The organism is Neisseria subflava, from assembly GCF_003044645.1.
Classification (GTDB): Bacteria; Pseudomonadota; Gammaproteobacteria; order Burkholderiales; family Neisseriaceae; genus Neisseria; species Neisseria subflava_B.
This window is the reverse complement of sequence record NZ_POXL01000007.1, coordinates 75,050-100,286: the sequence shown is the minus strand read 5'-3', so window position 1 is coordinate 100,286 and position 25,237 is coordinate 75,050. Positions and strand designations below refer to the sequence as shown.

Sequence of the window (25,237 nt, the reverse complement as noted above, 5' to 3'; positions counted from 1 at the left end):
CGGCCTTAATGTTTTTGATAAGAGCCTTTACAAATTTTAATCCACCTTGATTCCATTTCAATCAAACTCAGCTATAATCCCCTTTTTTGACCTTTCCGGAAAAGACATAATCATGAACAAAACTTTCAAATTCAGCGCATTGGCTTTGTCTGCTTTGTTAGCACTAACTGCTTGCAACCAAAAAGACACTGCCGCTAAAGACGCTCCTGCTGCTTCCGCAGCTTCAAATGCGACTGCAGATGCTTCTGCCATCGGTTCTACTGCCCAACAAGCCAGCTACGCAATGGGTGTGGACATCGGACGTTCATTGAAACAAATGAAGGACCAAGGTACGGAAATCGATTTGAAAGTCTTCACCGAAGCCATGGAAGCCATGTTTGAAGGTAAAGAAGTTAAAATGACTGAAGCTCAAGCTCAGGAAGTGATGATGAAATTCCTGCAAGAGCAACAAGAAAAAGCTACTGCCAAACGTGCTGAAGATGCCAAAGTAAACTTGGAAAAAGGCGAAGCGTTCTTGAAAGAAAACGCGACTAAAGAAGGCGTGAAAACCAGCGCTTCCGGTCTGCAATACAAAATTACCAAAGAAGGCGAAGGCAAAAAACCGACTAAAGACGATATGGTTACCGTTGAATATGAAGGCCGTCTGATTGATGGTACCGTATTTGACAGCAGTAAAGCCAACGGCGGCCCAGTAAGCTTCCCTGTAAGCCAAGTGATTCCAGGTTGGACTGAAGGTATCCAACTCTTGAAAGAAGGCGGCGAAGCAACATTCTACATCCCTGCCAAATTGGCTTACCGTGAAGTTGGCGCCGGCGATAAAATCGGCCCGAACGCCACTTTGGTATTCGACGTAAAACTGGTTAAAGTCGGCGCGCCTGATGCTGCCGCACAACAACCTGTACAAGTTGACGTACAAAAAGTTCAATAATCCGAATCAAGGCTTACGCCCTTAAACAACGGATAAAAGGCCGTCTGAAAAAATTCCGTTTCAGACGGCCTTTGTTCCAAACCAACAAGGAATTATGATGAAAAATATCGTCATCCTTATTTCCGGACGCGGCAGCAATATGCAGGCGATTGTGAATGCTAATATTCCCGATGCCAACATTGCAGCCGTATTGAGCAACAGCGAGACCGCAGCCGGATTGGCATGGGCGGCAGAGCGCGGTATTGCCACTGATAGTTTGAACCATAAAAACTTCGACTCGCGTCTGGCATTTGATCAGGCCATGATGGAGAAAATTGATGCCTATCAGCCGGATTTGGTCGTATTGGCGGGCTTCATGCGCATTTTGACTCCGGAGTTCTGCGCACATTATGAAAACCGCCTGATCAATATCCATCCGTCCATCCTGCCTTCTTTCACCGGTCTGCACACCCACGAACGCGCATTGGAAGCAGGTTGCCGAGTGGCAGGCTGCACCATCCATTTCGTGACCCCAGAGCTGGATTGCGGCCCGATTATTTCTCAAGGTATTGTTCCTATTTTGGACGGCGATACCGCTGACGACGTTGCCGCACGCGTGCTGACGGTTGAACACCAGCTTTTCCCACAAGCCGTTGCCGACTTTGTTGCAGGCCGTCTGAAAATCGAAGGCAATCGCGTTTTGAATGCACAACGCAATGCCGCCGGTCAAAGCCTGTTGGCTTAATTAAAACACGATACACACAAGGAAAACATCATGAATCCGATTAAAACAACCCTGCTGACACTTTCCCTGCTCACTGCCTCCATCGGCGCACAAGCCGCTGAATTGCCGCAATCTGCCGTTTTACAATACTCAGGCAGCTACGGTATTCCTGCGACCATGACTTTCACACGCAGCGGCAGCCAATACAAAATCGTTTCTACCATCAAAGTACCGCTTTACAATATCCGCTTTGAATCAGGTGGCAGCATCAACGGCACGACCCTGCATCCGTCTTACTACAAAGATGTACGCGGCGGTAAATTGTATGCCGAGGCCAAATTCTCCGGCGGCAACATCACTTACGGCAAAGCAGGTGATTTGAAAACCGAAAAATCCGGCCCGGCCATGGACTTGTTTACTTTGGCATGGCAACTGGCCGCCAATGACGTGCGCCTGCCGTCAGGTTTGAAAATTACCAACGGTAAAAAACTGTACACCGTTGGCAGCATGAACAAAATCGGCAGCGAAAGCTATAAGCTGAACGGCGGTACAACGCCTGTGAGTAAATATCGCGTCCGCCGCGGCGACGATACCGTGACTTACTCGTTTGCTTCCGATATCGACAATATCCCTGCGCAAATCAGTTATACCGATGACGGCAAAACCTACAACTTGAAACTGACTTCCGTCAAAATCAACGGTAAAGTAGTGAAACCGTAATCTTTATTTGCTCAAACAAGAAGGCCGTCTGAAAAGTTTTCAGACGGCCTTTTATTTTTACAGCAACACAATATCGTATTGTTCCTGCGTGTAGGCGGTTTCGACTGCCAGTGAAATCGGCTTGCCGATAAAGTCTATCAACATCGCCAGCGATTGTGATTCTTCGTCTAGGAACAAGTCGATGACATTCGGAGCGGCCAAAATGCGGAAGGCTTGGACATCATAGCGGCGCGCTTCGCGGACGATTTCGCGTTGGATTTCGTAGCACACGGTTTGCGGCGTTTTCAGACGGCCCCGGCCTTGGCAGGAAGGGCAGGGTTCGCAGAGGATTTGGCTTAAGTTTTCACGCGAGCGTTTACGGGTCAGTTCGACAAGGCCCAGACTGGTAAAGCCGTTGAGGGTGACGCGGGTGCGGTCGAAACTGAGGGCTTTGGCAAGCTCTTGCAGGACGGCTTCGCGGTGGACTTCCTGCGCCATATCGATGAAGTCGATGATGATGATGCCGCCGAGATTGCGCAGGCGAAGTTCGCGGGCAATGGTGTGGCAGGCTTCGAGGTTAGTGCGGAAGATGGTTTCATCAAAATTGCGCGCGCCTACAAAGCCGCCGGTGTTGACATCGATGGTGGTCATGGCTTCGGTGGACTCGATGATGAGGTAGCTGCCGAAGTTGAGGTTGACGCGCGGTTGCAGGGCGCGGGCGATTTCTTGCTCGATGTTGTGGGTTTCAAATAGAGGGCGTTCACCTTTGAATAGCTCGATCCTGCCCAATGCACCTTGAACGTATTGTTCGGCAAACTGGGTCATGCGGCGGTGGTTTTCAGTGGAATCGACCAGGATTTTGTGCGTATCGAGGCTGAACATATCGCGCAAAACGCGCAGGCTCAAAGGCAAATCTTGATAGAGCAGGGTTTCGGGCGGCTGGATTTTTGCTTGTTTTTGAATGTGTTCCCACACTTTGGTCAGATAGTTGATGTCTGATTGCAGTTGGTCATCGGAGGCGTTTTCAGCATTGGTGCGGATGATGTAGCCGTGGCAGGCATTTTCGGGCAGCAGGTTGTTGAGGCGCTCCCTCAGGCTGCTGCGCTCAGCATCGTCTTCAATGCGTTGGGAAATGCCGATGTGGTCTTCTTGCGGAAGATGGACGAGGAAACGGCCGGCCAGTGAGATTTGGGTGGACAGGCGCGCGCCTTTGGTGTTGATGGGGTCTTTAATGACCTGAACCAAGACGGACTGGCCTTCAAAGAGCATATGTTCGATGCGTTGGGTTTCGTCCGGATTGCGGCGTTGTTCGAGGACATCGACGATATGCAGAAACGCGGCGCGTTCCAAGCCGATATCGATAAACGCGCTTTGCATGCCGGGAAGGACGCGTTTGACGACGCCCAAATAAATATTGCCGACCAAGCTGTGGCCGCTGTTGCGCTCGATGTGCAGCTCGCAGATATTGTTCTCTTCCAAAACGGCCACACGCGTTTCTTGCGGCGTAATGTTGACGAGGACGGTTTCAGACGGACGCACGGCGTCCTTGGGGATGGGGATTCCTGAAAGCATAGGGATACCTGATTTTGAATAGAAAAAATTTTGCGATGTGTTCTTCTCCAAAAAACAAATGGCAAAAGTCATTCTGCGAAAGCGCTTATCATACTTTAATTATGGTTTTTCCGCATCTGCACAAATGTTTATGGTCAAGAGGCCGTCTAAATGTTTTTTACAACCGTACGGCGGGAACACTTGTAAAATAACGCTTATGCCCATATAGTCATGAACATTGGTATTTTGGAAGAAATCATGCAAACCGTTACTGTTTATACCGGTCCATATTGCCCGTACTGCACCATGGCGAAAAGGCTGTTGCAGGCGGTGGGTGTGAAAGAAATCAACGAAATCCGCATCGACGGCAATCCGGAAGTTTTTGCCGAAATGCAGCAGCTTTCCGGCCAGCGCAGCGTGCCGCAGATTTTTATCGGCGATACCCATGTCGGTGGCTTTACTGATTTGTACCGCTTGCAGCAGGAAGGCAAGTTGGACGAATTACTGAATCCTTAACCCTTAACTTAGGAAAATAAAATGAGCGAAGAATTGCAACCCGTATTCAGCGTTGAGCGTCTGTATGTAAAAGACTTGTCTTTGGAAGTGCCTCATGCGCCACAAATCTTCTTGGAACAAGGCGAGCCTGAAGTCGATATGCGCGTTTCTACCGGCAACACCAAACTGGAAGACGGCTTCTACAGCGTTGACGTTACCGTGACCGTGACTGCCAAACTGAACGAAGAGCGCACCATGTTCTTGAACGAAGTTACCCAAAGCGGCATCTTCCGTCTGGAAAACATTCCTGAAGAAGACGTACAACTGCTGCTGGGCGTTGCTTGTCCGAACATCCTGTTCCCTTACGCACGCGAAGCCATTTCCAACAGCGTAACCCGCGCCGGCTTCCCACCTGTACTGCTTGCTCCGATCAACTTCGAAGCAATCTACCAAGAGCAACAGGGAGCTAACGCTTAATCGCGTTATACCTAAATTAAGGCCGTCTGAAACATTGCGTTCAGACGGTCTTTTTTATTTGAAAATTAGGACATAAGAAAAATCTATAATAAAAAAAGTTCATATATTAATGTAATAAGTATATAATGATACCGTTTATCATTACGATAATGTTTTTAATTTTATAGGTTTATATACCATTTAAAATCAATGAATTAGAATTTTATCCAGTAAGTAGATTCTATTAATTAAGGAAATAGTTGTGAAACCTGATTTTCAAATGAAAACAATTTGTTTGTTATTGGTGCTGCCTTGCCAAACTGTTTTTGCAGATACGGGATATCAAGAAGTGGAACATGTAGACATGGATACGGTCAAGGTCAGTGGCAAACGGCAGGCACAAAGGAATACCGAGCGCAGTCAGTCTTATACAATCGGAACAATGGCAACGGCGACCGGGTTGCGTATTTCAGGCAAGGATACGCCGCAGTCGGTGAGTGTAATGACGCGTCGGCAGCTAGATGATAAAGCAATATATTCTTTAGAAGATGCAATGAAAAACACCACGGGAATCAACGTGGTTCGCGATTCGGGCCTACAAACTCGTTTTTTGTCTCGTGGTTTCTATGTTGATCAGATTGGTGAAGACGGTATTACCACTAATGTGTCTGGACGTTCGGGCTATACGGCAAAAATCGATGTCTCACCCAGTACAGACCTTGCTGTTTATGATCACATTGAGGTTGTCAGAGGTGCGACTGGTCTTACTCAGTCCAATTCCGAACCGGGTGGAACCATTAATTTAATCCGTAAGCGGCCAACAGCCCTGTTTAAGCATACAGGTGAAATCAGCACTGACCATAGGGGCAGCAAGCGTTTGGCTTTGGATGTATCTGGAAGCTTGAATAATGAACATACGGTACGCGGTAGGCTGGTTGGTGTTCATGAGGACCACCGCTCTTTTAAAGAGGGTGTATGGAACAAGAAAGACATGGTTTATGGTGTGATTGATGCGGATTTGAGTGATAACAGTATGCTGACTTTGGGTGGCACTTATCAGAAAAATAAAGATATTCCCGATTTTGCCGGCGTGATTTTACCTTGTGAGGATCAAAAAACTGCGGCCTTCAGCTCCAGTCCTGCCTGTAACAATCCTTTGAAATTGCCACGTAATACTTATTTGGGTGAAACCTCATGGTCACGCCTGAATGCTGATAAATACAATATTTTTTCCGGTTTCAAACATGTCTTTGACAATGGATGGCAACTCAATGCCGAAATTTCTTATACGCGTAATGATTCAGATGCCAAAGTCGGACAATTTTTTCTGAAAAACGAACACGCGGCAGGTATTTCAGCATCTGCGGCAACGGGTTTCCTAACTGAAAAGGGAGAGGTTATCCCTTTTGAGCCTAAAGACAAGGCGTTGGCAAAATTAAAAGAATATCGTGATGGCGTCACTAAAACATATGAAGAGAAAAAAGCAGATTACGTTGCCCATCATTTCGATTCATCTGCTTTTGAACAATATCGCTCCCAAAGGGCGGCAGCACGTCGGGCAGGTTTTGATCAATGTATGCAGGACATTGGTTTGGATTTCCTGTGCAACGACTGGCAGGATCCTGGTGTAGAAGTAGATAAAAAAGAGTTTGTTGATAAGGAGCTTGCAAAGCAAGGCATTATTAACAATGCAGAAGGCCTGTTTCCCAACCGTCTATACGACTCAGCATACAATCTTCGCCACACATACAACCGCCGTTACAACTTCATGCCGTTGCACTATACCAAACACGATGTGCAATGGGGCTTTAAGCTGGATCTGACAGGTAACTACCGCCTGCTTGGGCGTGAACATGATTTCTTTGTCGGTTATGCGTATAACAATGAAAAAATCCGTTCTGCCTATACGGAAATATATCAAAACCGTTATTTTGTCCGTCCTCAAGGTTATGCAGGTGCAGGCAGTTGCGGCATTCATCCCGATGGTCCGGAGCGTAATCCTTTAGAAAAAGGCATTGTCGAACCAGATTGGCATATTTATAACGAAAAAGGTAATAACAAAATCTATGTACCGGAATGCAGTGGCGCGCATGTTACAAAATATACTCCCCGTTTGGATGCTGAGGGCAAGCCTGTCTGGACAGTCAACGACAATGGTGAGCGCGTAATGGTGCAAGATCCTGTTTACGAATTGGATGCAAATGGAAACAAAATACAGGAGCGGGATGAAGAGGGAAATTTGAAATGGGCAAACCAATATCTGAAAACGCCGCTGTGGAAAACTGTTCAGGTTGCAGATGATCATGTTCCGGCGTTATACAATTATTCGAAATACCTTAACACGAATAAAACACATTCTTTGACTGTCAGTACCCGCTTTAATGCGACCAACCGTCTGCATCTCTTGGGCGGTATGCACTATACGCGCTATGAAACCACACAAGCCAAAGAAATGCCTGTACGCTACGGCCAGCCTGCTACGGCATTCCAAACTGAGAGCAGTAACAAAATCGACAAAGAGCATTACACCTCAAAAATGCAAAGTCATCGGTTTACGCCATATGCAGGCATTACCTACGACCTGACACCGCAACAAAGCTTGTATGCCAGCTATACTAAGATTTTTAAACAACAGGATAACGTTGATGTAACCAGCAAATCCGTTCTTCCACCACTCATCGGGACTAACTATGAAATAGGTTGGAAAGGGTCGTTCTTGCAAGGCCGTCTGAATGCTTCGCTTGCCTTGTTTGTCTTACAGCAGAAAAACCGTACCGTTGTCGATTTCGGATTTGTTCCCGATACTAGTCGTAACGGAGGTTCATTCCAAACCATCGCTAAACCTGTGGGTAAGGTTAAGAGCAGCGGTGCAGAACTTGAATTGGCTGGCGAATTGTCGGAAAACTGGCGTATTTTTGTTGGCTACACATATAACAAAAGTAAGTATAAAAATGCTGCAGAAGTTAATGCGGAGCGGTTGGAGAAAAACACGACTGCCGACCCGTATAACTTCAGTAACTTCACGCCGGTACATATGTTCCGTCTCGGTACAAGCTACCGCTTGCCTCAAACTAAGTTGACCTTGGGTGGCGGAATATCCGCGCAAAGTCGCACAAGTAGCCTTTACAATATTCGCCAAGGAGGCTACGGACTTATAGATGGCTTTGTTCAATATGACTTCCACAAGCACGGCAGAATCAGCCTGATAGGAACGAACCTGGCTGACAGGACGTATTTTGAAAATAACTACAACCGTACGCGAGGTCAAAACAATTTCTATGGCGAACCGCGGACAGTCAAATTGAAATTGGATTGGCATTTTTAGGAGAATGGATAATGATTGGGTATGTAAACATTATTGGCTAAATTCCTGATAAAGGTATGGGTTGAATATCCTTCTTTTTTGAAAGCTGTTTACTAACAATGGCTGAAGTTGATTCGATAGCCGGCGTATTTTCAAATATTAATTTGTTTCAAGTATTCAGCTTTGAAGGCCGTCTGAAACATTGTGTTCAGACGGCCTTTTTGTTTTCGGATAAAATACAGCAAACTTTAAATCAGCTGCCTTTTAAGATGACGCCCGAAACCCAAAAACAGCTCAAAATCACCGATGTTTCCGCCAAGAAGCTCGAAAAACTCAACCTCCATACCGCATGGGATTTGGTGTTGCACCTGCCGTTGCGTTATGAGGATGAGACGCACATCATGCCGATTAAGGATGCGCCGATTGGCGTGCCGTGTCAGGTCGAGGGCGAAGTCATCTATCAGGAAGTCACTTTTAAACCGCGCAAGCAGCTGATTATCCAAATTGCCGACGGTTCCGGCAGCGTTCTTTTTCTGCGCTTCATCCACTTTTACGCCAGCAACCAGAAACAGATGGCGGTCGGTAAGCGTATCCGCGCTGTGGGCGAAATCAAACACGGGTTTCATGGCGACGAGATGATTCACCCTAAAATCCGTGATGCCGAGGGCAGTGGTTTGGCGGAAAGCCTCACGCCGATTTATCCGACCGTAAACGGTTTGAACCAGCCCACTTTGCGCCGCATCATTCAGACGGCCTTAGACGTTACGCCGTTGCACGATACCTTGCCTGATGCTTTATTAGGCCGTCTGAAACTGCCGTACCTCGCCGAAAGCCTGCGCCTTTTGCACTCGCCGCCGCCGAGTTTCACTATTCATCAACTTTCAGACGGCACGCTGCCTGCATGGCAACGGCTCAAATTTGACGAACTTTTGGCACAACAGCTTTCCATGCGGCTGGCGCGGCAGAAGCGCGTCAGCGGCACGGCGGCGGCATTGGGCGGCGACGGTACATTGACTCAAGCTCTGCGCCATGCATTGCCGTTTGCCCTGACCGATGCACAAGAAAAAGTTGTTTCCGAAATCCGCCACGATATGGCGCAAACCCACCCCATGCACCGCCTGCTGCAAGGCGATGTCGGCAGCGGCAAAACCATTGTTGCTGCTTTGTCTGCTTTGACAGCTATCGAATCCGGTGCGCAGGTGGCTGTAATGGCGCCGACCGAAATCCTTGCCGAACAGCATTTTATCAAGTTCAAACAATGGCTTGAGCCTTTAGGTCTTGAAGTCGTCTGGCTTTCCGGCAGCCAGCGCAAAAAAGCCAAAGATGAGGCCAAAGCCAAACTTGCTGACGGCTCTGTCAAAATCGCCGTCGGCACGCACGCTCTGTTTTCAGACGACGTCGAGTTTCAAAATCTGGGCTTGGTGATTGTGGACGAACAACACCGCTTCGGCGTCGCCCAACGCCTCGCCCTCAAAAACAAAGGGCGCGACGTCCATCAATTGATGATGTCCGCCACGCCCATCCCGCGCACGCTTGCCATGAGTTTCTTCGCCGATTTGGACGTGTCCGTCATCGACGAATTGCCGCCCGGGCGCACCCCGATTAAAACCCGCCTCGTCAACAACGTCCGCCGCGCCGAAGTCGAAGGCTTCGTTCTCAACATCTGCCGCAAAGGGCAGCAGGCATACTGGGTCTGCCCGTTGATTGAAGAAAGCGAAACCCTGCAACTGCAAACCGCGACCGAAACCCTCGAGCAGCTTCAGGCGGCATTGCCCGAACTCAACATCGGCTTGGTACACGGGCGTATGAAAGCCGCCGAAAAAGCCGAAGTCATGGCGGAATTTGCCGCAGGCCGTCTGAACGTCTTGGTTGCCACCACCGTCATCGAAGTCGGCGTAGATGTGCCCAACGCCGCCCTGATGGTTATCGAACACGCCGAGCGCATGGGCTTGGCGCAGCTTCACCAATTACGCGGGCGGGTAGGGCGCGGCGCGGCAGAAAGCGTGTGCGTCCTCCTGTTTGCCGAGCCCTTGAGCGAACTCGCCAAAGCGCGGCTGAAAGTCATCTACGAACACACCGACGGCTTCGAAATCGCCCGCCAAGACCTCAACATCCGCGGCCCCGGCGAATTTCTCGGCGCGCGCCAAAGCGGCGTCCCCATGCTGCGCTTCGCCAACCTTGAAGAAGACCTGCATCTCATGGAACAGGCGCGCGAAATCGCCCCTTTGCTGATTGAACAAAACCCTGAAATCGTCGAAGCGCATTTGGCAAGATGGCTTTCCAGCAGGGAAGGTTATTTGGGCGTATAAAATTTGCAGGAAAAGAAAAAGGCCGTCTGAAAACAGACGGCCTTATGATTTGCGTTGATGTAGCCTTTAGAAACCTTGCGCCAACATGGCATCGGCAACTTTGACGAAACCGGCAATGTTCGCACCATTGACGTAGTTCACTTTGTCGCCGACTTTGCCGTATTTCAGGCAGGATTCGTGGATGTTGTGCATGATGTCGAACAGGCGTTGGTCGACTTCTTCACGTGTCCAAGACAGGCGGATGGCGTTTTGACTCATTTCCAAACCTGAAGTCGCTACGCCGCCGGCGTTGGAGGCTTTGCCCGGAGCGTAGAGGATGCCGGCTTTGATAAATTGTTCGACTGCGCCCAAAGTTGACGGCATGTTCGCACCTTCGGCAACCACATAGCAACCGTTTGCCAGCAGGATTTTGGCAGCGTCTGCGTCCAATTCGTTTTGGGTGGCGCAAGGCAGGGCGACTTCGGCTGCGATGTTCCACGGTTTTTGGTTTTCAAAGTATTGCAGGCCTTGTTCTTTGGCGTAAGTGGCGACGCGTTCGCGGCGTACTTCTTTCAGCTCGATCAAAGCGGCCAGTTGCGCTTCGGTCATACCGCTGTCAGGGAAGAGGACAAAGCCGTTGGAGTCGGAAACGGTCAATACTTTTGCACCCAGTTGGATGGCTTTTTCGGCAGCGTATTGCGCCACGTTGCCGGAGCCGGAAATCAACACGCGTTTGCCTTCGATGCTGTCGTTGCGGGTTTCCAACATAGCTTGGGCAAAATACACGCAACCGTAGCCGGTGGCTTCAGGGCGAATCAGGCTGCCGCCCCATTCGAGGCCTTTGCCGGTCAGGACGGAAGCAAATTCGTTGCGGATTTTTTTGTATTGGCCGAACAGATAGCCAATTTCGCGGCCGCCTACGCCGATGTCGCCGGCAGGAACGTCGGTATCAGCACCGATGTGGCGGTAGAGTTCGGTCATAAAGGCTTGGCAGAAACGCATTACTTCGGCATCTGATTTGCCTTTAGGATCAAAGTCGGAACCGCCCTTGCCGCCGCCCATAGGCAGGGTGGTCAACGCATTTTTGAAGACTTGTTCAAAGGCGAGGAATTTCAACACGCCCAAATCGACGGTCGGGTGGAAACGTAAACCGCCTTTGTAAGGGCCGATGGCGGAACTCATTTGAATGCGGTAGCCGCGGTTGACTTGAACTTGGCCTTTGTCGTCCATCCAAGTGACGCGGAACATAATCACGCGCTCCGGTTCAACAATACGCTCAAGCAGGCTTTGTTGGGTGTATTTCGGGTTTTTCGCCAAAAACGGGTCGAGGCTCATGAACACTTCTTCAACAGCTTGGTGGAAGGGTTCTTGGTTGGGGTTGCGTTGTTTAAGATTGGTAAACAGGGTGTTCAGGTCGGTCATTTTTCTACTCCTATTGAGTGAGATATTTCAATATTTATGTTTTGAAATATAGCTGTAAAAATTTTACTTGCCAAGAAAAATTTTCCTAGATTGTTGACATTATTTTTTTACCAATTTGTAAAAATGGAATTATATTTTAAATTTAATTAAAAATATATAAAAATATTTCATTAAATAGATTTAAATAAAAATAAAATGCTGAGTAATTAAACTAGAAAATGTTGAAAATTTTTTTGTAAAAATTTAATTCAGCTCATAAATTTGTGTAAATTAGCGCTGAATTGTCAACATTGTTAATGAGTGTACTACGCGAATATGGGGAAGGTTGCCCATTGAAGACAGAGAGGCAGGCCGTCTGAAAATTCGGTACAATACACACCAAATTCCCACAACACATACATTAAGGAAACCCATGAAAGCCTATCACGACCTTATGCGCCATGTTCTCGACAATGGCATCGACAAATCCGACCGTACCGGCACCGGCACGCGTTCTGTGTTCGGTTACCAAATGCGTTTTGATTTGAGTGAAGGCTTTCCGCTATTGACCACCAAGAAACTGCATCTGCGCTCGATTATTCATGAGCTGCTTTGGTTTCTCAAAGGCGATACCAACATCAAATACCTGAAAGACAACAATGTGTCTATTTGGGACGAATGGGCGGATGAAAACGGCGATTTGGGCCCGGTTTACGGCTACCAATGGCGCAGCTGGCCCGCACCCGACGGTCGCCATATCGACCAAATTGCCAATGTGGTTGAACAAATCAAAAAAAATCCCGACTCGCGCCGCCTGATTGTGTCCGCATGGAATCCGGCTTTGGTCGATGAAATGGCCTTGCCGCCTTGCCACGCGCTGTTTCAGTTTTACGTTGCCAATGGCAAACTGTCCTGCCAGCTTTACCAACGCAGCGCCGATATTTTCCTTGGCGTACCGTTCAACATCGCCAGCTACGCATTGTTAACCATGATGATGGCGCAAGTGTGCGGACTGGAAGCCGGTGAGTTTATCCATACGTTTGGCGATGCGCATTTGTACAGCAACCATATCGAGCAGGCCCAGCTGCAATTAAGCCGCGATTTCCGAAAACTGCCGACCATGAAAATCAACCCTGAAGTCAAAGACTTGTTTGCCTTCAAATTTGAAGACTTCGAATTGGAAGGCTACGATCCACATCCACATATCAAAGCAGCCGTATCGGTGTAAACCAAGTTAAAAAACAAAAGGCCGTCTGAAACTTCAGACGGCCTTTTGTTTAGGCAGGGTTATTGACGTTTCGCGCCATAGCCACCGATTAAGTGTTCGGTTGCATCTTTGTTTTTTAAGCCGTAAGTGCCGCCGATTTCTGCAGCATTGGGGCCGTAGAATTTGCCGTTCAGGTTGCCGCTTAACTTGTCATCGTCCGTGCTGACTTTACCGGAGAAGAGGTTGCCATCTTTCCAGCTTGCCGTACCTTTGAAATCGTAGTTTTTATCTGCTTTGGATACGCGCTTACCATTTTCCAAAGTATGGAAGTGTGAGTTTGATGTTTCAAAACGGACACCTTTGAGGCCGAAATCAACGATAGCCATGACATTGGAAGTCAACTGACGATTGTTCTTGTCGGTAACCACATAGGCAGTGGAAATACCTTTGTAGGTGGCTGTACCTTTAGCAGGCAGGGTAGTGAAGACAGTCTCATCGCCCAGGCTTTGGTAGCCTTGGTATACATGTCCTTTAGGGTCGGTGTAATGCGCGAAGGTTTGATATGTCCAGCCGGCTGCGGAAGGATCATGCAACACAATCTGGGTGCCATCGCCAAAATTGATGACATAGACACCGTCGAATTGTTTGTCGAAAACTAAGCCATCTTGGTCTGGACGGAAATAGGCTAGATTATTGCTGGCTTTTTCATTCATTTCTGCTAGTTTAGCCCGAACTTCGAGATTTTTAGCGTATAAAGTATTTAATTCTTCAATCTTTGCTTTGATCTCAGTTACTTTTTTATTGTTAACTGGACCGGCTTCTGGATTTTCTTCTTTTTCAAGTTTTTCTTGTTCAGCTTTTAACTTTTTAGAAATTTCAACAATATTGTCATCCAAAGTTGATTTACCGTATGCAAATTTGGTATTTTTCTCTTTGCCCGTTTGTTCGCTGACATCAGTTTGAGTATTTCCTTTTGAATATACTTTGGCAATAACAGAAGCGGAACTTGTCCATGTAGGTTGGGTTGCGCTGCCATCAGAGGTCTTATTAAATAACACAACGCCGTCCATTTTGACTTCATCATTGTTGTTAAAGTCAATAGAGCTGATCAGGCCATTTTGGTTGCGGTCTTGATTGTCTGTTTGGAACATTTTGCCTGCGGCATCTTTGCGGATTTGTACGTTAGGGTTGGATTGTTGTGCACCTTTGGAAGATATGAAATGTGTGTGCAAAGGCTGGGTAACGTTGGCTGGATCGATTGGAGCTTCATCGGTCAGTTCGGCAAGGTTGTCGGCACTGTTAGTAAGCGTAGTAGACGGCGCTTTCGGAGTGTTGGCATTGCTGTTATTGTTGGTAGGATTACCATTGTTGCTAGCAGAGTTGCCGGTATTATTGGTAGGGGTCGAGCCGGTGCTTAAAGCAGATGAACCGCCGCCTCCGCCACCACCGCATGCGGACAAGATGGCTGCGCTGGTGGCTGTAAAAACGATGGTTTTAAGTTTGGTTTGGATGTTTGACATGAGATTCCCTGTATAGTTATTCGCTTGATGAAAAGGTCGGAGAGATCGTTTATCTGATTTTTAAACCTTTAATGCCCGATAATAACCATAAATCATAAAAAAATAAACAGTTTGTTTTCATTTCTGTACAAAAATTAATCAAAGGGAAGGTGGTTGGGTGGGTATTTTTTTAGTTAATTGTTTTATATGGATTTATTTTGAATATTTTAGTGAGTTCGATAGCTGGTCTGTTTCTTTTTAACAAACTTTTCAGACGGCCTTTTGAAGATAAAAAAGCAGTCGGACTTTATGGATCCTTTTCTCTCAACGGATCAGTGTATTTCCGTTAAAATACGCCTTCTTTTCCGATTCGAAACATTGCCATGCGCCTTACCCACATCAAACTCTCCGGCTTCAAATCTTTTACCGACCCGACCACGATTCATGTGCCGGGGCAGCTTGTTGCGGTCATCGGGCCGAACGGCTGCGGCAAGTCGAATGTGATTGACGCGGTGCGCTGGGTGTTGGGCGAGGCTTCGGCGAAGCAGCTTCGCGGCGAGAGTATGCAGGACGTGATTTTTAACGGTGCGGCGACGCGCCGTCCTGCGCCGAGGGCTTCGGTGGAGCTGGTGTTTGACAACAGTGACCACAGTTTGCAGGGGGCGTGGGGGCAGTATGCCGAGGTAAGCATCAAGCGGCAGCTGACGCGTCAGGGCGAATCGACTTATTTCATCAACAATCAGACCGTGCGCCGCCGTGACATTACCGATTTGTTCTTGGGTACGGGCGTGGGTGCGCGCGGTTATGCCGTTATCGAGCAGGGGATGATTTCGCGCATCATCGAAGCGCGGCCGGAGGAGTTGCGCACCTATATAGAAGAGGCGGCGGGCGTGTCCAAATATAAGGAACGCCGCAAGGAGACGGAAGGCCGTCTGAAAGACACGCGCGAGCATTTGCAGCGTTTGGGCGATTTGCAGAACGAGTTGGCGCGTCAGGTGGAAAAGCTGGAGAAACAGGCGGAAACCGCCGAACGCTACAAATCCCTGACCGCGCAGTTGAACCAGCAACAGGATTTGCTCGATTACGCCCAATGGCAGCAATCGCTTGCCGCCGCCGACAAGGCGACCGCGCAGCATCAGTCTTTGCAGGCGCAGCAGGACGAAACCGCCGCGCAGGTTCAGGCGTTAAACGACGAAGTACACGACTTGCAGACCGCCGAGCAGTCGCAGCAGCAGGCGGTGCACGAATTGAGCAACAAACGCGGCGTGTTGCGCGAGCAGATTGCCCGTTTGGAAGAACAAATCCGCCATCAGCAAAACCTGCACCAACGCATCGAACGCGACAAGCAGGCGGCGCAGGCGCAGTTGCAACGCATTCATCAAGAGCAGCAGCAAATCCGCGTCAAGCTGGAAGAAAACGAGTTACAGGTCGAAGAAAAACAAACCAAGTTGGCAGGGTGGGCGATGCAGGTTGCTGAACACGAAGAGCGTCTGCCCGAATTGGAAGAAGCCCAAGCCACGCTCAACGCCGCCTTCCAAACCCAGCAGGACGAGGCAAACCGCATTCGCCGCGAACTGGCGTTGAAACAGCAGCAGCTTGCCCATGCCGAACAAACCGTTGCCAAACACAAAGAGCGCAAAGATCGTCTGAAACAGGAAAACCAAGCCCTGAACCTGCCCGACGAAGCCGAAACCACTGCCGCGCAAGAAGCCGCCGCCTTGTTGCAAAGCCAGCAAGAGCATTATGAAGAACAAATCATCGCCGCCGAAGAAGCCTTACACGCCGCCCGCGAGGAGTTTCAGACGGCCTCAAACCGCTTCCAAAGCCTGAAGCAGCAACACATCACCTTGCAGGCGCAGCAGCAGGCCTTGTCGCAAATTCTGTCGCAACAGCAGGAAGCCGCCGACTTCTGGCAGGCAACCGACCACGCTGCCGCGCCGCAACTGTGGCAACACATCACCGCGCCCGCCGAGTGGCAGCACGCCTTGTCCGTCCTCCTTGCCGAACGCCTGCACGCCCGCGCCGTGCCGCACGGCTTCGTTCCGCCCATGCCGTTGCCGCAGGGGCAGGCGGCATGGCTTTCAGACGACCTCTCCGGCGGCATCAAAAAATCCCTGCCCGTACAGGCATTGCTGAACCAAATCCAAGCGCAGCCGCCGTTTCAGACGGCATTGCACCACTGGCTCGACGGCGTATTGTGCGCGCCCGATTTAAGCTACGCCCTCGAGCATCAAAGCGATTTGGGCGCACACCAAATCTGGCTCACGCCCGAAGGCCATCAGGTCGATAAAGTCAGCGTCCTGCTCTATGCCAAACCCGCGCAGGAAAGTCTGATTGCCCAAAAAGCCCGTCTCGACGGCATCGCGTCCGAACTGGAAAACCTCGCCCCCGAACTCTCCACCGCCGAAGCCGCGTTCAAACAGGCGGAGGCAACCGTACGCTCGTCCGAAGTGCAACATAAAAACCTGATGCAGCAACAACAGCAGCACACGCGCCAGTACAGCCAGGCGCAGCAACGCGCCGCCGAACTTCTGGCGCGCACCAACCAAGGGCAAATTCGCCGCGAACACATCGAGCGCGAACTGGCGCAGTTGGCGGAAGAGCAGACTGTGTTGCAACATACTTCAGACGGCCTTGCAGACGACATCGCTACCTTGCAAGAGGCCGCCGCCGAACTCGAACACCAACAGCAGACCACCGCGCACAGCCGCCAAGAGCAGCAAGGCCGTCTGAAACAGGCGCAGCTTGCCCTGTTGGAAGCCAACCGCCAATACGGACTGGCCGAAGTCGCCGTTCACAAGCTCAATCAGCAAAAACAAAACTACCAACAGCAAATTGTCCAGCTTGAACAACAAACCTTCGATTGGCAGGAACGCCAACAAGAGCTTGCACTTGCCTATGAGACCGAGTTCCAAAACGACGAGCAGCACATCAAGCTTGAAGAGTTGACCGAAGCCGTACAGACTTTGGACGAAGAGTATATCGCCGTGCAGGACAAACTCGCGCAGATTCAGGAGCAGGGCAGGGAGCAATACGCTAAAGTGCAAACTCTGCAAACCCAGTTGCCACAGCTTCAGGCCGCTACCCAAACCGCCCTGTTGCAGCAGCAGGAAGCCCTGATTAACGCCAAACGCTACCATCAAAACCTGACCGAACGCGCCGCCGATTTGGACGCGCTCGAAGCGTTGGCAAAAGAATCGCCGAAAGTATTGAACAGCAGCATCGGCAGCCTCACCCAGCAAATCGAAGCCCTCGGCGCCGTCAACCTCGCCGCCCTGCAAGAACTCGAAGAAGCGCGCGAACGCGACGGCTACTACCGCAGCCAGAGCGAAGACGTGCAGGCCGCCATCACCCTTTTGGAAGAAGCCATCGCCCAAATCGACGACAAAACCAAAGAGCGTTTCAAAGAAACCTTCGACGCCGTCAACGGCAAAGTCCAAACCTTCTTCCCCACCCTGTTCGGCGGCGGCGAAGCCACCCTCAAAATGATAGGCGACGACCTCCTGACCGCCGGCGTGTCCATCATGGCGCGCCCGCCCGGCAAGAAAAACAGCACCATCCACCTCCTCTCCGGCGGCGAAAAAGCCCTCACCGCCATGAGCCTCGTGTTCGCCCTGTTCAGCCTCAACCCCGCCCCCTTCTGCCTTCTGGACGAAGTCGACGCCCCGCTGGACGACGCCAATACCTCGCGTTTCTGCAACCTGGTCAAAGAAATGTCGGCGCAAACCCAGTTCCTCTACATCTCCCACAACCGCCTGACCATGGAAATGGCAGAACAGCTCGTCGGCGTAACCATGCAGGAAAAAGGCGTATCGCGCGTCGTTGCCGTAGACATCAAGCAGGCATTGGAAATGGCGGAGCCGAATTGAGGTAAGAACAAAGGCTGACGATTAAGAAATTCTGATAGCCAGTTACATAATTAAGTGAGCCTGAATGGGGAGAACTTTAATTTTTCCTTAAAGCAAGAAAAAGGTCGTCTGAAAACTTTGGATATGGTTTTCAGACGACCTTTTTATTTATCTTCACTCTAAAATTGTTTGGAAATATCAATAAACAAGCGATGCTGGTTTTGACGGTAATAAAAATGATTGCTGTGGACATGTGTCCAACCCCAGTTCAGGCGCGGAGTAAAGCCTTTCCAGGACAACTTTTTATGACCCGCTGACAAATGGACGTAGGTTTCACGGTCATTTCGTTTGATATTGAAAATATCTTCTGCCTGATAGCGGCGGTACTGTACAGTGGTATTGAGTGAAGTAACAAGCTTGCCTGACTTGCCCCATGCTTTTGTCCAGCCTGCACGCAGATTTTCATATTTATAGGCATCAGAACGGTCACGCGCACTGTTGTAGCCTTTGCCTACGCCAAATACGAAATATTCACCACTCTTACGATAATAGAGGGTTGATATAGAGGCAATATGGTTCACACCGTTTAAGAATTTTCTTTCTTTATGTTTACGGTAGCCGGACTGCCATGCGCCGAATACTTGCCATTTGGGCGATAACACACGTGAATAGCGCAAAATACCGCCTGATGTATTGGAGTAGGGCTCTGTACCATACCAGCGTTTTTCATAAAATGGCGATAAGGAGACTTCCTGAGTATGATTACGCCAGCCGGCACCGGTTTCAGCACGCACAGTCAAATCATCATAATCGTGCGCATCCCAATAAAATTTGCCACCGGCAGAAAGGTTTTTTTTCCAGACCCAATGCCCATTGAGAGGAGTATTTTTTTGCGCAGAAACATCGTAGGCAATACCGTTTGCTGTACGAGGCGCTTCAAACTCAAAACCTCCGTACACACGTTCGCGCGGCGTTCGGGCAATATTATTATCTCGAACGTAGGAAATATTACCGTCAAAGTTCCAAGATTTATCTTTCTTTAGAAATTTATCAAATTCATTCAAATATTGCAGTGTTGGTTCAGGTAGGTCGGGAGTTTTTCGGACTTCTTGTAACTCTTTTGCTGCATCACGCATTTTTCCGTCTTGTGAAAGGGTTAATGCCAATTGTAGGCGTACAGGAGAGTAGTCAGGATGATTGGCAAGGATATTCCGAAAATCCTGTTCTGCTACTTTGTACTTTCCATCTGCACGGGAAAGAATAGCACCTGCATAGGAAGCCATTGTTTCGTCGTGTCCGGTCATGCGACGGTAGAGTGGCAATAGGAAACGGATGTTGTCAATATTTTGGTGTGCAAGGGCAGTATCCATTGCATCGGTTAAGATTTCAGGTTGTTGGAGCAATTCTTCTGATGACATAGAAAACTGTTGTTGCTCAACCTGATTGTCTTCTTGCAGAGTTTGTTTTTCAGCCTGGCGGATTTGATTATGGTTTAGGTCGGGCTGAATTTCATCGTGTGGTGTTGGTGCAGCTGAGGCATAGTGTACCGCAGCGCATAAAATTAAAGCCAAAGTTGGATAGCGCATATTTTTTATTTCGTTTTGGGGCGTTTGAGCATGGTAAAAATTCTTTCAGACGGCATATTGGTAAAACAAACCGCCCGGCAGATGCCGGACGGTTGAAAGCGGCAGATTATTGTTTTTTCGCGCCGAAAGAGCCTTGGTAAACATTATTCTCATGCTCAGCACTAAAGACACCGCCTAATTCTGCAGCTTTAGGACCGAAGAAATTACCCTTCATACGGATACCATCTTGCTCGCCGCTGAAGGATGAACCGGAAATTTTACCGGAAACAGGAATATCATATACATGGTCAATCAGGCCTGAGATGGTTTTACGGCCGAAATCAACATCAAATTTAGATGCGCCTGTTGTATAAGCTCCACCCTGAAGCAAAATAGCATCACCAACATAAGATGCTTTGCCAGAAGTTGGCATAGCACCTGCACCACTAGTTGGCGTAATACTACCAATGGCAAAAGAGTCATGATGAAGTGTTGTTTGATAAGTAGGGCTAATAATGCCGACAGTTTGTGCACCGAATTGAACATGGCTGTATTTGCGTCCGCTCAAAACAGTCATACGGGTCGACATATTATCTTTGGTAGGGCCAATTTCTCTGTAGAAGAGAAATGCTGCATTGGCTTTGGATAAATCAATTTTACGACCGTCAATGGTAACACTAGCATTCATCTCGCCTTGAGGAGTAACGTATTTTGCAGTGTTATAGGATGCATTTGTTGAAGTCATTGCATTACCGCCAACAGCTGCACTAGGTGTTGGTTGAGATGGAGTAGTCGGTTTAGCCGGAGTTACAGGATTAGCTGGTTTAGTCGGAGTAGTCGGTTTAGTCGGAGTCACAGGAGTGGTCGGTTTAGCCGGAGTCACAGGAGTGGTCGGTTTAGCCGGAGTTACAGGAGTGGTCGGTTTAGCTGGAGTTACAGGAGTGGTCGGTTTAGCTGGAGTTACAGGAGTGGTCGGTTTAGCTGGAGTTACAGGAGTGGTCGGTTTAGCCGGAGTCTCAGGAGTGGTCGGTTTAGCCGGAGTTTCAGGAGTGGTCGGTTTAGCCGGAGTTTCAGGAGTAGTTGGTTTAGCTGGAGTTGTAGGTTTAGAAGGAGTAATCGTATTAGAAGGGTTGATATCTGGACCGCTCTCACCATTGCTACTACATGCAGTTACCGCGAACAAAGCGGCGCAAACCAAAGCTGTCGTTTTGATTTTTGTATTCATAAGTTTGAATCCTTAAGTATTTGAATATCGGTTAAATCTGGTTAATGACTTTTACGGTCAAAAAAAATTCTACAACAAATACATACATAAACAAACAGATAAGATAGAAAGTGTAGGAGGAAACTATTAGGGTAATAATGAAATTTAAATATTTCTTTTATGAAATCAAGATATTATGTATTTTGATATTTTTGAATATTTTTTTGATGTTGTAGGAAAGATACAATATATAAAACAAAATGTTATCAAAAATTAAGAGGAATTAAGTCAGGGTAATATGTATAGTCTTACGTAATAGCGTGTCAAATGCTTTTATTTAATAAACTGTTAACAAACTGTTTAGAGTGTGCCTCAAGTTTGTTTATATTTTTTCAGAGATAAATTAAGTCTTTGAAAATATTCTGTTAAATTTGAAAGGGCTATATTTTAATCAGATTCAAATTGGGTATATTTGATTGCATCAATAAATCTATTTTATTGACGATTAAAATATGGAGTATTTGAGTAGTTTGGATTTGTTTTATACATGGTGCTTATTTCTATCTGGATGGATAGCGTCAGAGAAGCATATTTTGAACATGGCAAATTGAAGTGTTTTTATTTTCAATGAAAAACTGCCTTCGTGCATTAAATATGCAGAAGGCAGTTTTTTAACGTTGGCTTGCTATATTTGAAATTTTGATAAAAAGGTTTTGATATAAAAGGATTTTAATCTGATATAAATATTATTATTGTTTCGACGCATCATCTTTGGTGCGTTGAGGCTGCCCCGAGCGTTGGTTGCTGCCGTTGACGGCATCGCGCCATGCTTTGCGTTCGGCTTCGATTTTGGCGGCTACTTCGTGAACCATGGTTTCTTGTTTTTTAACGGCCGGCTCTTCCGGTGTGTTGTCGGAAAAGTGGAGGCCGTACCACAAGGCGGCGAAAATGCTGCAGACGAAGATAACGGCAATCAGGCCGATGATGGCCTGTTTGCCTGCGAGGGGTTTTTCGGGGGGAGGGACGAGGACATCAAAGCAGTCGGCGCAATCAAGGGCGAAGCAGACGTTTTCGGCTTCTTTGCGGCCGCGCCGGCCTTCTGTGATGTTGAAGGAGATGTGTTGCCCTTCGGCCGGAAGGCGGGTAAGGGTGGTGAAGGCGGCAAGGGCAAGAAAGATTTCTTGGCCTGTGTCTTCTATGGTAGCGGCTCCGAAGCCGCGCTTGCTGTTCCAGCGAGTAATCGTTCCGTAATAGCGCATAATGTATGTGGGGATATTATTATAGGTAACAGTTTTTCCTTGGACTGATTTTAAATCAAAAAGTTTAGTTATTGTCTTAATTTTACACTAGATTTGTCTTATTGGAAGCAGGCAGGCCGTCTGAAGGATTTCAGACGGCCTGTATGGTTTATGCCTACTTATTAAGCACTTTTTGGAAGGTATCGATCAGGTGTTGCGCAATGGCACGGCTGCCGAATTGTTGCAGGCAATCTTGGCGCAAGCGGACGGGATCGTATTGTGCATGATTTTCGTAGAGGGTGAGCAATGCTTTGGTCAGCTCCGGTATGTTTTCGATTGGTACCAGCAGGCCGTTGTCGGATGTGACGATGGACTCGGGGCCGCCGCAGCGTGTTGCGATAACGGGTAAACCTTGCGACAGTGCTTCGATATAGACGACGCCGAAGGTCTCGGTACGGCTGGCGAGGACGAATGCGTTGCTGTGGCGCATGAGGTCTAAGGTTTGGTCGGTGGTCAATGCGCCGGTAAAGGTAACGGCGTGGTTGATACCCAAGTCGCTTGCCAGTTGTTTCAGACGGCCTTCTTCTACGCCGCCGCCGCCGATTTTGAGTTTGAGCTGCGGATAGGTTTTGAGTGCTTCGGCAAAGGCAGGCAGGAGCAGGTCGTGGCCTTTGAGGTGGCGCAGGTGGGAGACGCTGCAGAAGGTAAAGTCTTGATTGTTTTTTTCGGGGAACTCGAAATCCTGTTCAAAATTACCGCCCAGCATATTGGGCAGGTATTGCCAGTCTGTACCGGCGTAGGTTTTTTCGAGAATGCGGCAGAAATCACGGCTGACGGCGAACCGGGCGGCGCTGTGGCGCACGGCTTCGTGCATGGACGGCCATTGGTTTTTGCGGACAAGGCCGCGCGAAATGGCGCTGCTGTGTTCTGTAATCACATAGGGAATGCCGTATTTTTTGAAGATGGCACAGGCCAAAATGGCGGCGTAGTTGACGCAATGGGCGTGAATTACGTCGGGTTTACCGTTGTCGGCGATATAGGCTTCAAAAGCTTTCATGCCTGCGTTGACCCAGCGGATGCGGTCGATATCGGCAACCGGGCAGCGCGGGAAGAAATACATGCTGTCGTAGGCGTAAGTGTTGAGTCCGCCTTGCTGATGGCGGCGCAGGCCGTAGAAGCGCGAGAAGATGGTTTTCGGCTGACTTCTCAAGTAGCGGAACATGGGTACGACCATGCCGATTTTCATGCCTTCGCGTTGCAGGGCTTGGGCTTGGAGGCGGAAAAAGATTCCGTCCACATCGGTTTCGGAAGAAGGATACCAAGAGGGGATAACGACAATATGCATGATGTGTTTTTTATGGAAGTAGATAACGGCGAGGCCGTCTGAAAAGAAAAGATATCTTTCAGACGGCCTTTTGTCTATTTAGTTCAATCAGTTGCCGGCAACCGTCATTTTGGAAACCAAGATGGAGCCGATTTGGTTGGACGAACGGCGTAATGCGTCGTCTGCCACGCCGATGATGTCGCGGTACATATCCTGCAAACGTCCGGCAATGGTGATTTCCTGAACCGGATAGGCAATGACGCCGTTTTCCACCCAAAAACCGGCCGCGCCGCGCGAGTAGTCGCCGGTAATCCCGTTGACGCCTTGCCCCATCAATTCGGTAACCAGCAAACCCGTTCCCATTTCTTTCAACAGGTCGGCCTGCGTGGCATGGGTGTGGTTCAGATACAGATTGTGCGCGCCGCCGGCGTTGCCCGTTGTCTGCATGCCAAGTTTTTTCGCGCTGTAACTGCTGAGGAAATAGCCTTCGACGACGCCGTCTTTCACCACAAAACGCGGCTGCGTGGCGACGCCTTCGGCATCGAAATAAGTGCTGCGGAACGAACGCAGGATATGCGGTTCTTCGCGCAGGCTGAGAAACTCAGGCAGCACTTGTTTGCCGATGCTGTCAATCAGGAAGCTGCTTTGACGGTAGAGCGCGCCGCCGCTGAGTGCGCCGATAAGGTGGCCGATTAAGCCGACTGAGACAGTGGTGTCAAACAGTATGGGATAGCTGCCGGTCGGTACGCTGCGGCTGTTCAGACGGCGTAAAGTCCGTTCGGCTGCGGTTTTACCGATGAGTTCGGGCGCGTCCATGTCTTCGTGACGGCAGGAAGAATCATACCAATAGTCGCGCTGCATACCGTGTTCGTCGCTGGCGACCACGCTGCAAGAAATGCTGTGGTGCGTGCTTTGCTGATGTGCCACAAAGCCGTGGGTGTTGCCGTAGACGTATTGGTAATGGCCGGTATGAACCGATGCGCCTTCGGAATTTTCAATGCGTTTGTCCGTTGACAGCGCAGCCTGTTCGCATTGCTTGGCCAAATCGATGGCGGATTCGGTACTCAAATCCCATTCGTGGTAGCGGTCGAGGTCGCCGATATGGGTTGCCATCAAGGCAGCGTCGGCAAGGCCGGCGCAATCGTCTTCGGCGGTATAGCGTGCAATATCGATGGCGGCTTTGACCGTATCTTGCAGGGCGCGTTCGGAGAAGTCGGCCGTACTGGCGCGACCTTTGCGTTGGCCGACATAGACCGTAATGTCTAAAGATTTGTCTTGTTGGAACTCGATTTGTTCGATTTCGCCCAAGCGCACGCTGACGCTTTGGCCGAGCGACTCGCTGAAATCGGCTTCGGCCGAGGTGGCGCCGGATTGTTTGGCCAAATCCAGCGTGTGTCCGCACAAGCGCAACAGCTCGTCCGGTGTGTGGTTAAACAGCATAAAAAGGTTTCCTGACAGGGTTTTGCGGCATTTTAACCGTTTCAGACGGCCTCTGCAAAAATCGCACGGAAAGGCCGTCTGAAAACT

At 49.1% G+C, this 25,237-nt stretch carries 17 protein-coding genes; 9 read left to right on the top strand and 8 right to left on the bottom strand.

What is annotated here, in order from left to right; genetic code table 11:
- Window positions 1-112: 112 nt before the first annotated feature.
- From DBY97_RS08825 to DBY97_RS08815, 3 genes are all read left to right on the top strand, one after another.
- The gene (locus DBY97_RS08825) at window positions 113-928 is read left to right on the top strand and encodes an FKBP-type peptidyl-prolyl cis-trans isomerase (protein WP_070607922.1); all 816 of its coding nucleotides are present in this window, start codon (window positions 113-115) and stop codon (window positions 926-928) included.
- A 97-nt stretch (window positions 929-1,025) separates the two neighbouring features.
- Window positions 1,026-1,652, top strand: a complete 627-nt coding sequence (gene purN / locus DBY97_RS08820; RefSeq protein ID WP_070749076.1) for a phosphoribosylglycinamide formyltransferase — start codon at window positions 1,026-1,028, stop codon at window positions 1,650-1,652.
- Between the two features lie 30 nt (window positions 1,653-1,682).
- Window positions 1,683-2,351: a DUF3108 domain-containing protein gene (locus DBY97_RS08815; RefSeq protein ID WP_070584289.1), complete on the top strand. Its 669-nt coding sequence runs from the start codon at window positions 1,683-1,685 to the stop codon at window positions 2,349-2,351.
- Between the two features lie 57 nt (window positions 2,352-2,408).
- Here the strand turns inward: DBY97_RS08815 and DBY97_RS08810 are convergent, their stop codons facing one another.
- Entirely contained in the window at window positions 2,409-3,902 is a 1,494-nt protein-coding gene (locus tag DBY97_RS08810; RefSeq protein ID WP_107858142.1) for an Rne/Rng family ribonuclease, read from the bottom strand.
- Window positions 3,903-4,139: 237 nt separating this feature from the next.
- On the opposite strand from DBY97_RS08810, the gene grxC reads away from it, so the two are divergent.
- The 4 genes from grxC to recG all read left to right on the top strand — a co-directional run bounded on the left by grxC (window position 4,140) and on the right by recG (window position 10,445).
- Window positions 4,140-4,397 (top strand): glutaredoxin 3, encoded by a 258-nt coding sequence (gene grxC / locus DBY97_RS08805; protein WP_003684090.1) that lies wholly within the window; start codon window positions 4,140-4,142, stop codon window positions 4,395-4,397.
- A gap of 21 nt (window positions 4,398-4,418) precedes the next feature.
- Window positions 4,419-4,853: a protein-export chaperone SecB gene (secB, locus tag DBY97_RS08800; RefSeq protein ID WP_003682271.1), complete on the top strand. Its 435-nt coding sequence runs from the start codon at window positions 4,419-4,421 to the stop codon at window positions 4,851-4,853.
- 259 nt (window positions 4,854-5,112) lie between these two features.
- Entirely contained in the window at window positions 5,113-8,157 is a 3,045-nt protein-coding gene (locus DBY97_RS08795) for a TonB-dependent siderophore receptor (protein ID WP_107858141.1), read from the top strand.
- Window positions 8,158-8,405: 248 nt separating this feature from the next.
- Window positions 8,406-10,445 (top strand): ATP-dependent DNA helicase RecG, encoded by a 2,040-nt coding sequence (gene recG / locus DBY97_RS08790; RefSeq protein WP_107858140.1) that lies wholly within the window; start codon window positions 8,406-8,408, stop codon window positions 10,443-10,445.
- 66 nt (window positions 10,446-10,511) lie between these two features.
- On the opposite strand, the gene gdhA is transcribed toward recG, so the two are convergent.
- Window positions 10,512-11,846, bottom strand: a complete 1,335-nt coding sequence (gene gdhA / locus DBY97_RS08785) for an NADP-specific glutamate dehydrogenase (protein WP_003745850.1) — start codon at window positions 11,844-11,846, stop codon at window positions 10,512-10,514.
- 412 nt (window positions 11,847-12,258) lie between these two features.
- Here gdhA and DBY97_RS08780 point away from each other — a divergent pair, with 412 nt between their 5' ends.
- Window positions 12,259-13,053 (top strand): thymidylate synthase, encoded by a 795-nt coding sequence (locus DBY97_RS08780; RefSeq protein ID WP_039861983.1) that lies wholly within the window; start codon window positions 12,259-12,261, stop codon window positions 13,051-13,053.
- A 59-nt stretch (window positions 13,054-13,112) separates the two neighbouring features.
- Here the strand turns inward: DBY97_RS08780 and DBY97_RS08775 are convergent, their stop codons facing one another.
- The gene (locus tag DBY97_RS08775) at window positions 13,113-14,552 is read right to left on the bottom strand and encodes a transferrin-binding protein-like solute binding protein (protein ID WP_107858105.1); all 1,440 of its coding nucleotides are present in this window, start codon (window positions 14,550-14,552) and stop codon (window positions 13,113-13,115) included.
- 362 nt (window positions 14,553-14,914) lie between these two features.
- Here DBY97_RS08775 and smc point away from each other — a divergent pair, with 362 nt between their 5' ends.
- Window positions 14,915-18,400, top strand: a complete 3,486-nt coding sequence (smc, locus tag DBY97_RS08770) for a chromosome segregation protein SMC (protein ID WP_107858104.1) — start codon at window positions 14,915-14,917, stop codon at window positions 18,398-18,400.
- A 158-nt stretch (window positions 18,401-18,558) separates the two neighbouring features.
- Here smc and DBY97_RS08765 read toward each other — a convergent pair whose 3' ends face one another.
- The 5 genes from DBY97_RS08765 to pmbA form a co-directional block, all read right to left on the bottom strand.
- Window positions 18,559-19,965, bottom strand: a complete 1,407-nt coding sequence (locus tag DBY97_RS08765) for a surface lipoprotein assembly modifier (protein ID WP_107858103.1) — start codon at window positions 19,963-19,965, stop codon at window positions 18,559-18,561.
- A gap of 106 nt (window positions 19,966-20,071) precedes the next feature.
- Complete coding sequence (locus DBY97_RS11395) at window positions 20,072-21,169, bottom strand: transferrin-binding protein-like solute binding protein (RefSeq protein ID WP_159069488.1); 1,098 nt, start codon at window positions 21,167-21,169, stop codon at window positions 20,072-20,074.
- A 728-nt stretch (window positions 21,170-21,897) separates the two neighbouring features.
- Window positions 21,898-22,407, bottom strand: coding sequence for a cold-shock protein (locus tag DBY97_RS08750; protein WP_107858100.1), 510 nt, complete (start codon window positions 22,405-22,407; stop codon window positions 21,898-21,900).
- A gap of 154 nt (window positions 22,408-22,561) precedes the next feature.
- Complete coding sequence (locus DBY97_RS08745) at window positions 22,562-23,731, bottom strand: glycosyltransferase (RefSeq protein ID WP_107858099.1); 1,170 nt, start codon at window positions 23,729-23,731, stop codon at window positions 22,562-22,564.
- 87 nt (window positions 23,732-23,818) lie between these two features.
- Window positions 23,819-25,150, bottom strand: coding sequence for a metalloprotease PmbA (pmbA, locus tag DBY97_RS08740; RefSeq protein WP_107858098.1), 1,332 nt, complete (start codon window positions 25,148-25,150; stop codon window positions 23,819-23,821).
- Window positions 25,151-25,237 lie beyond the last annotated feature (87 nt).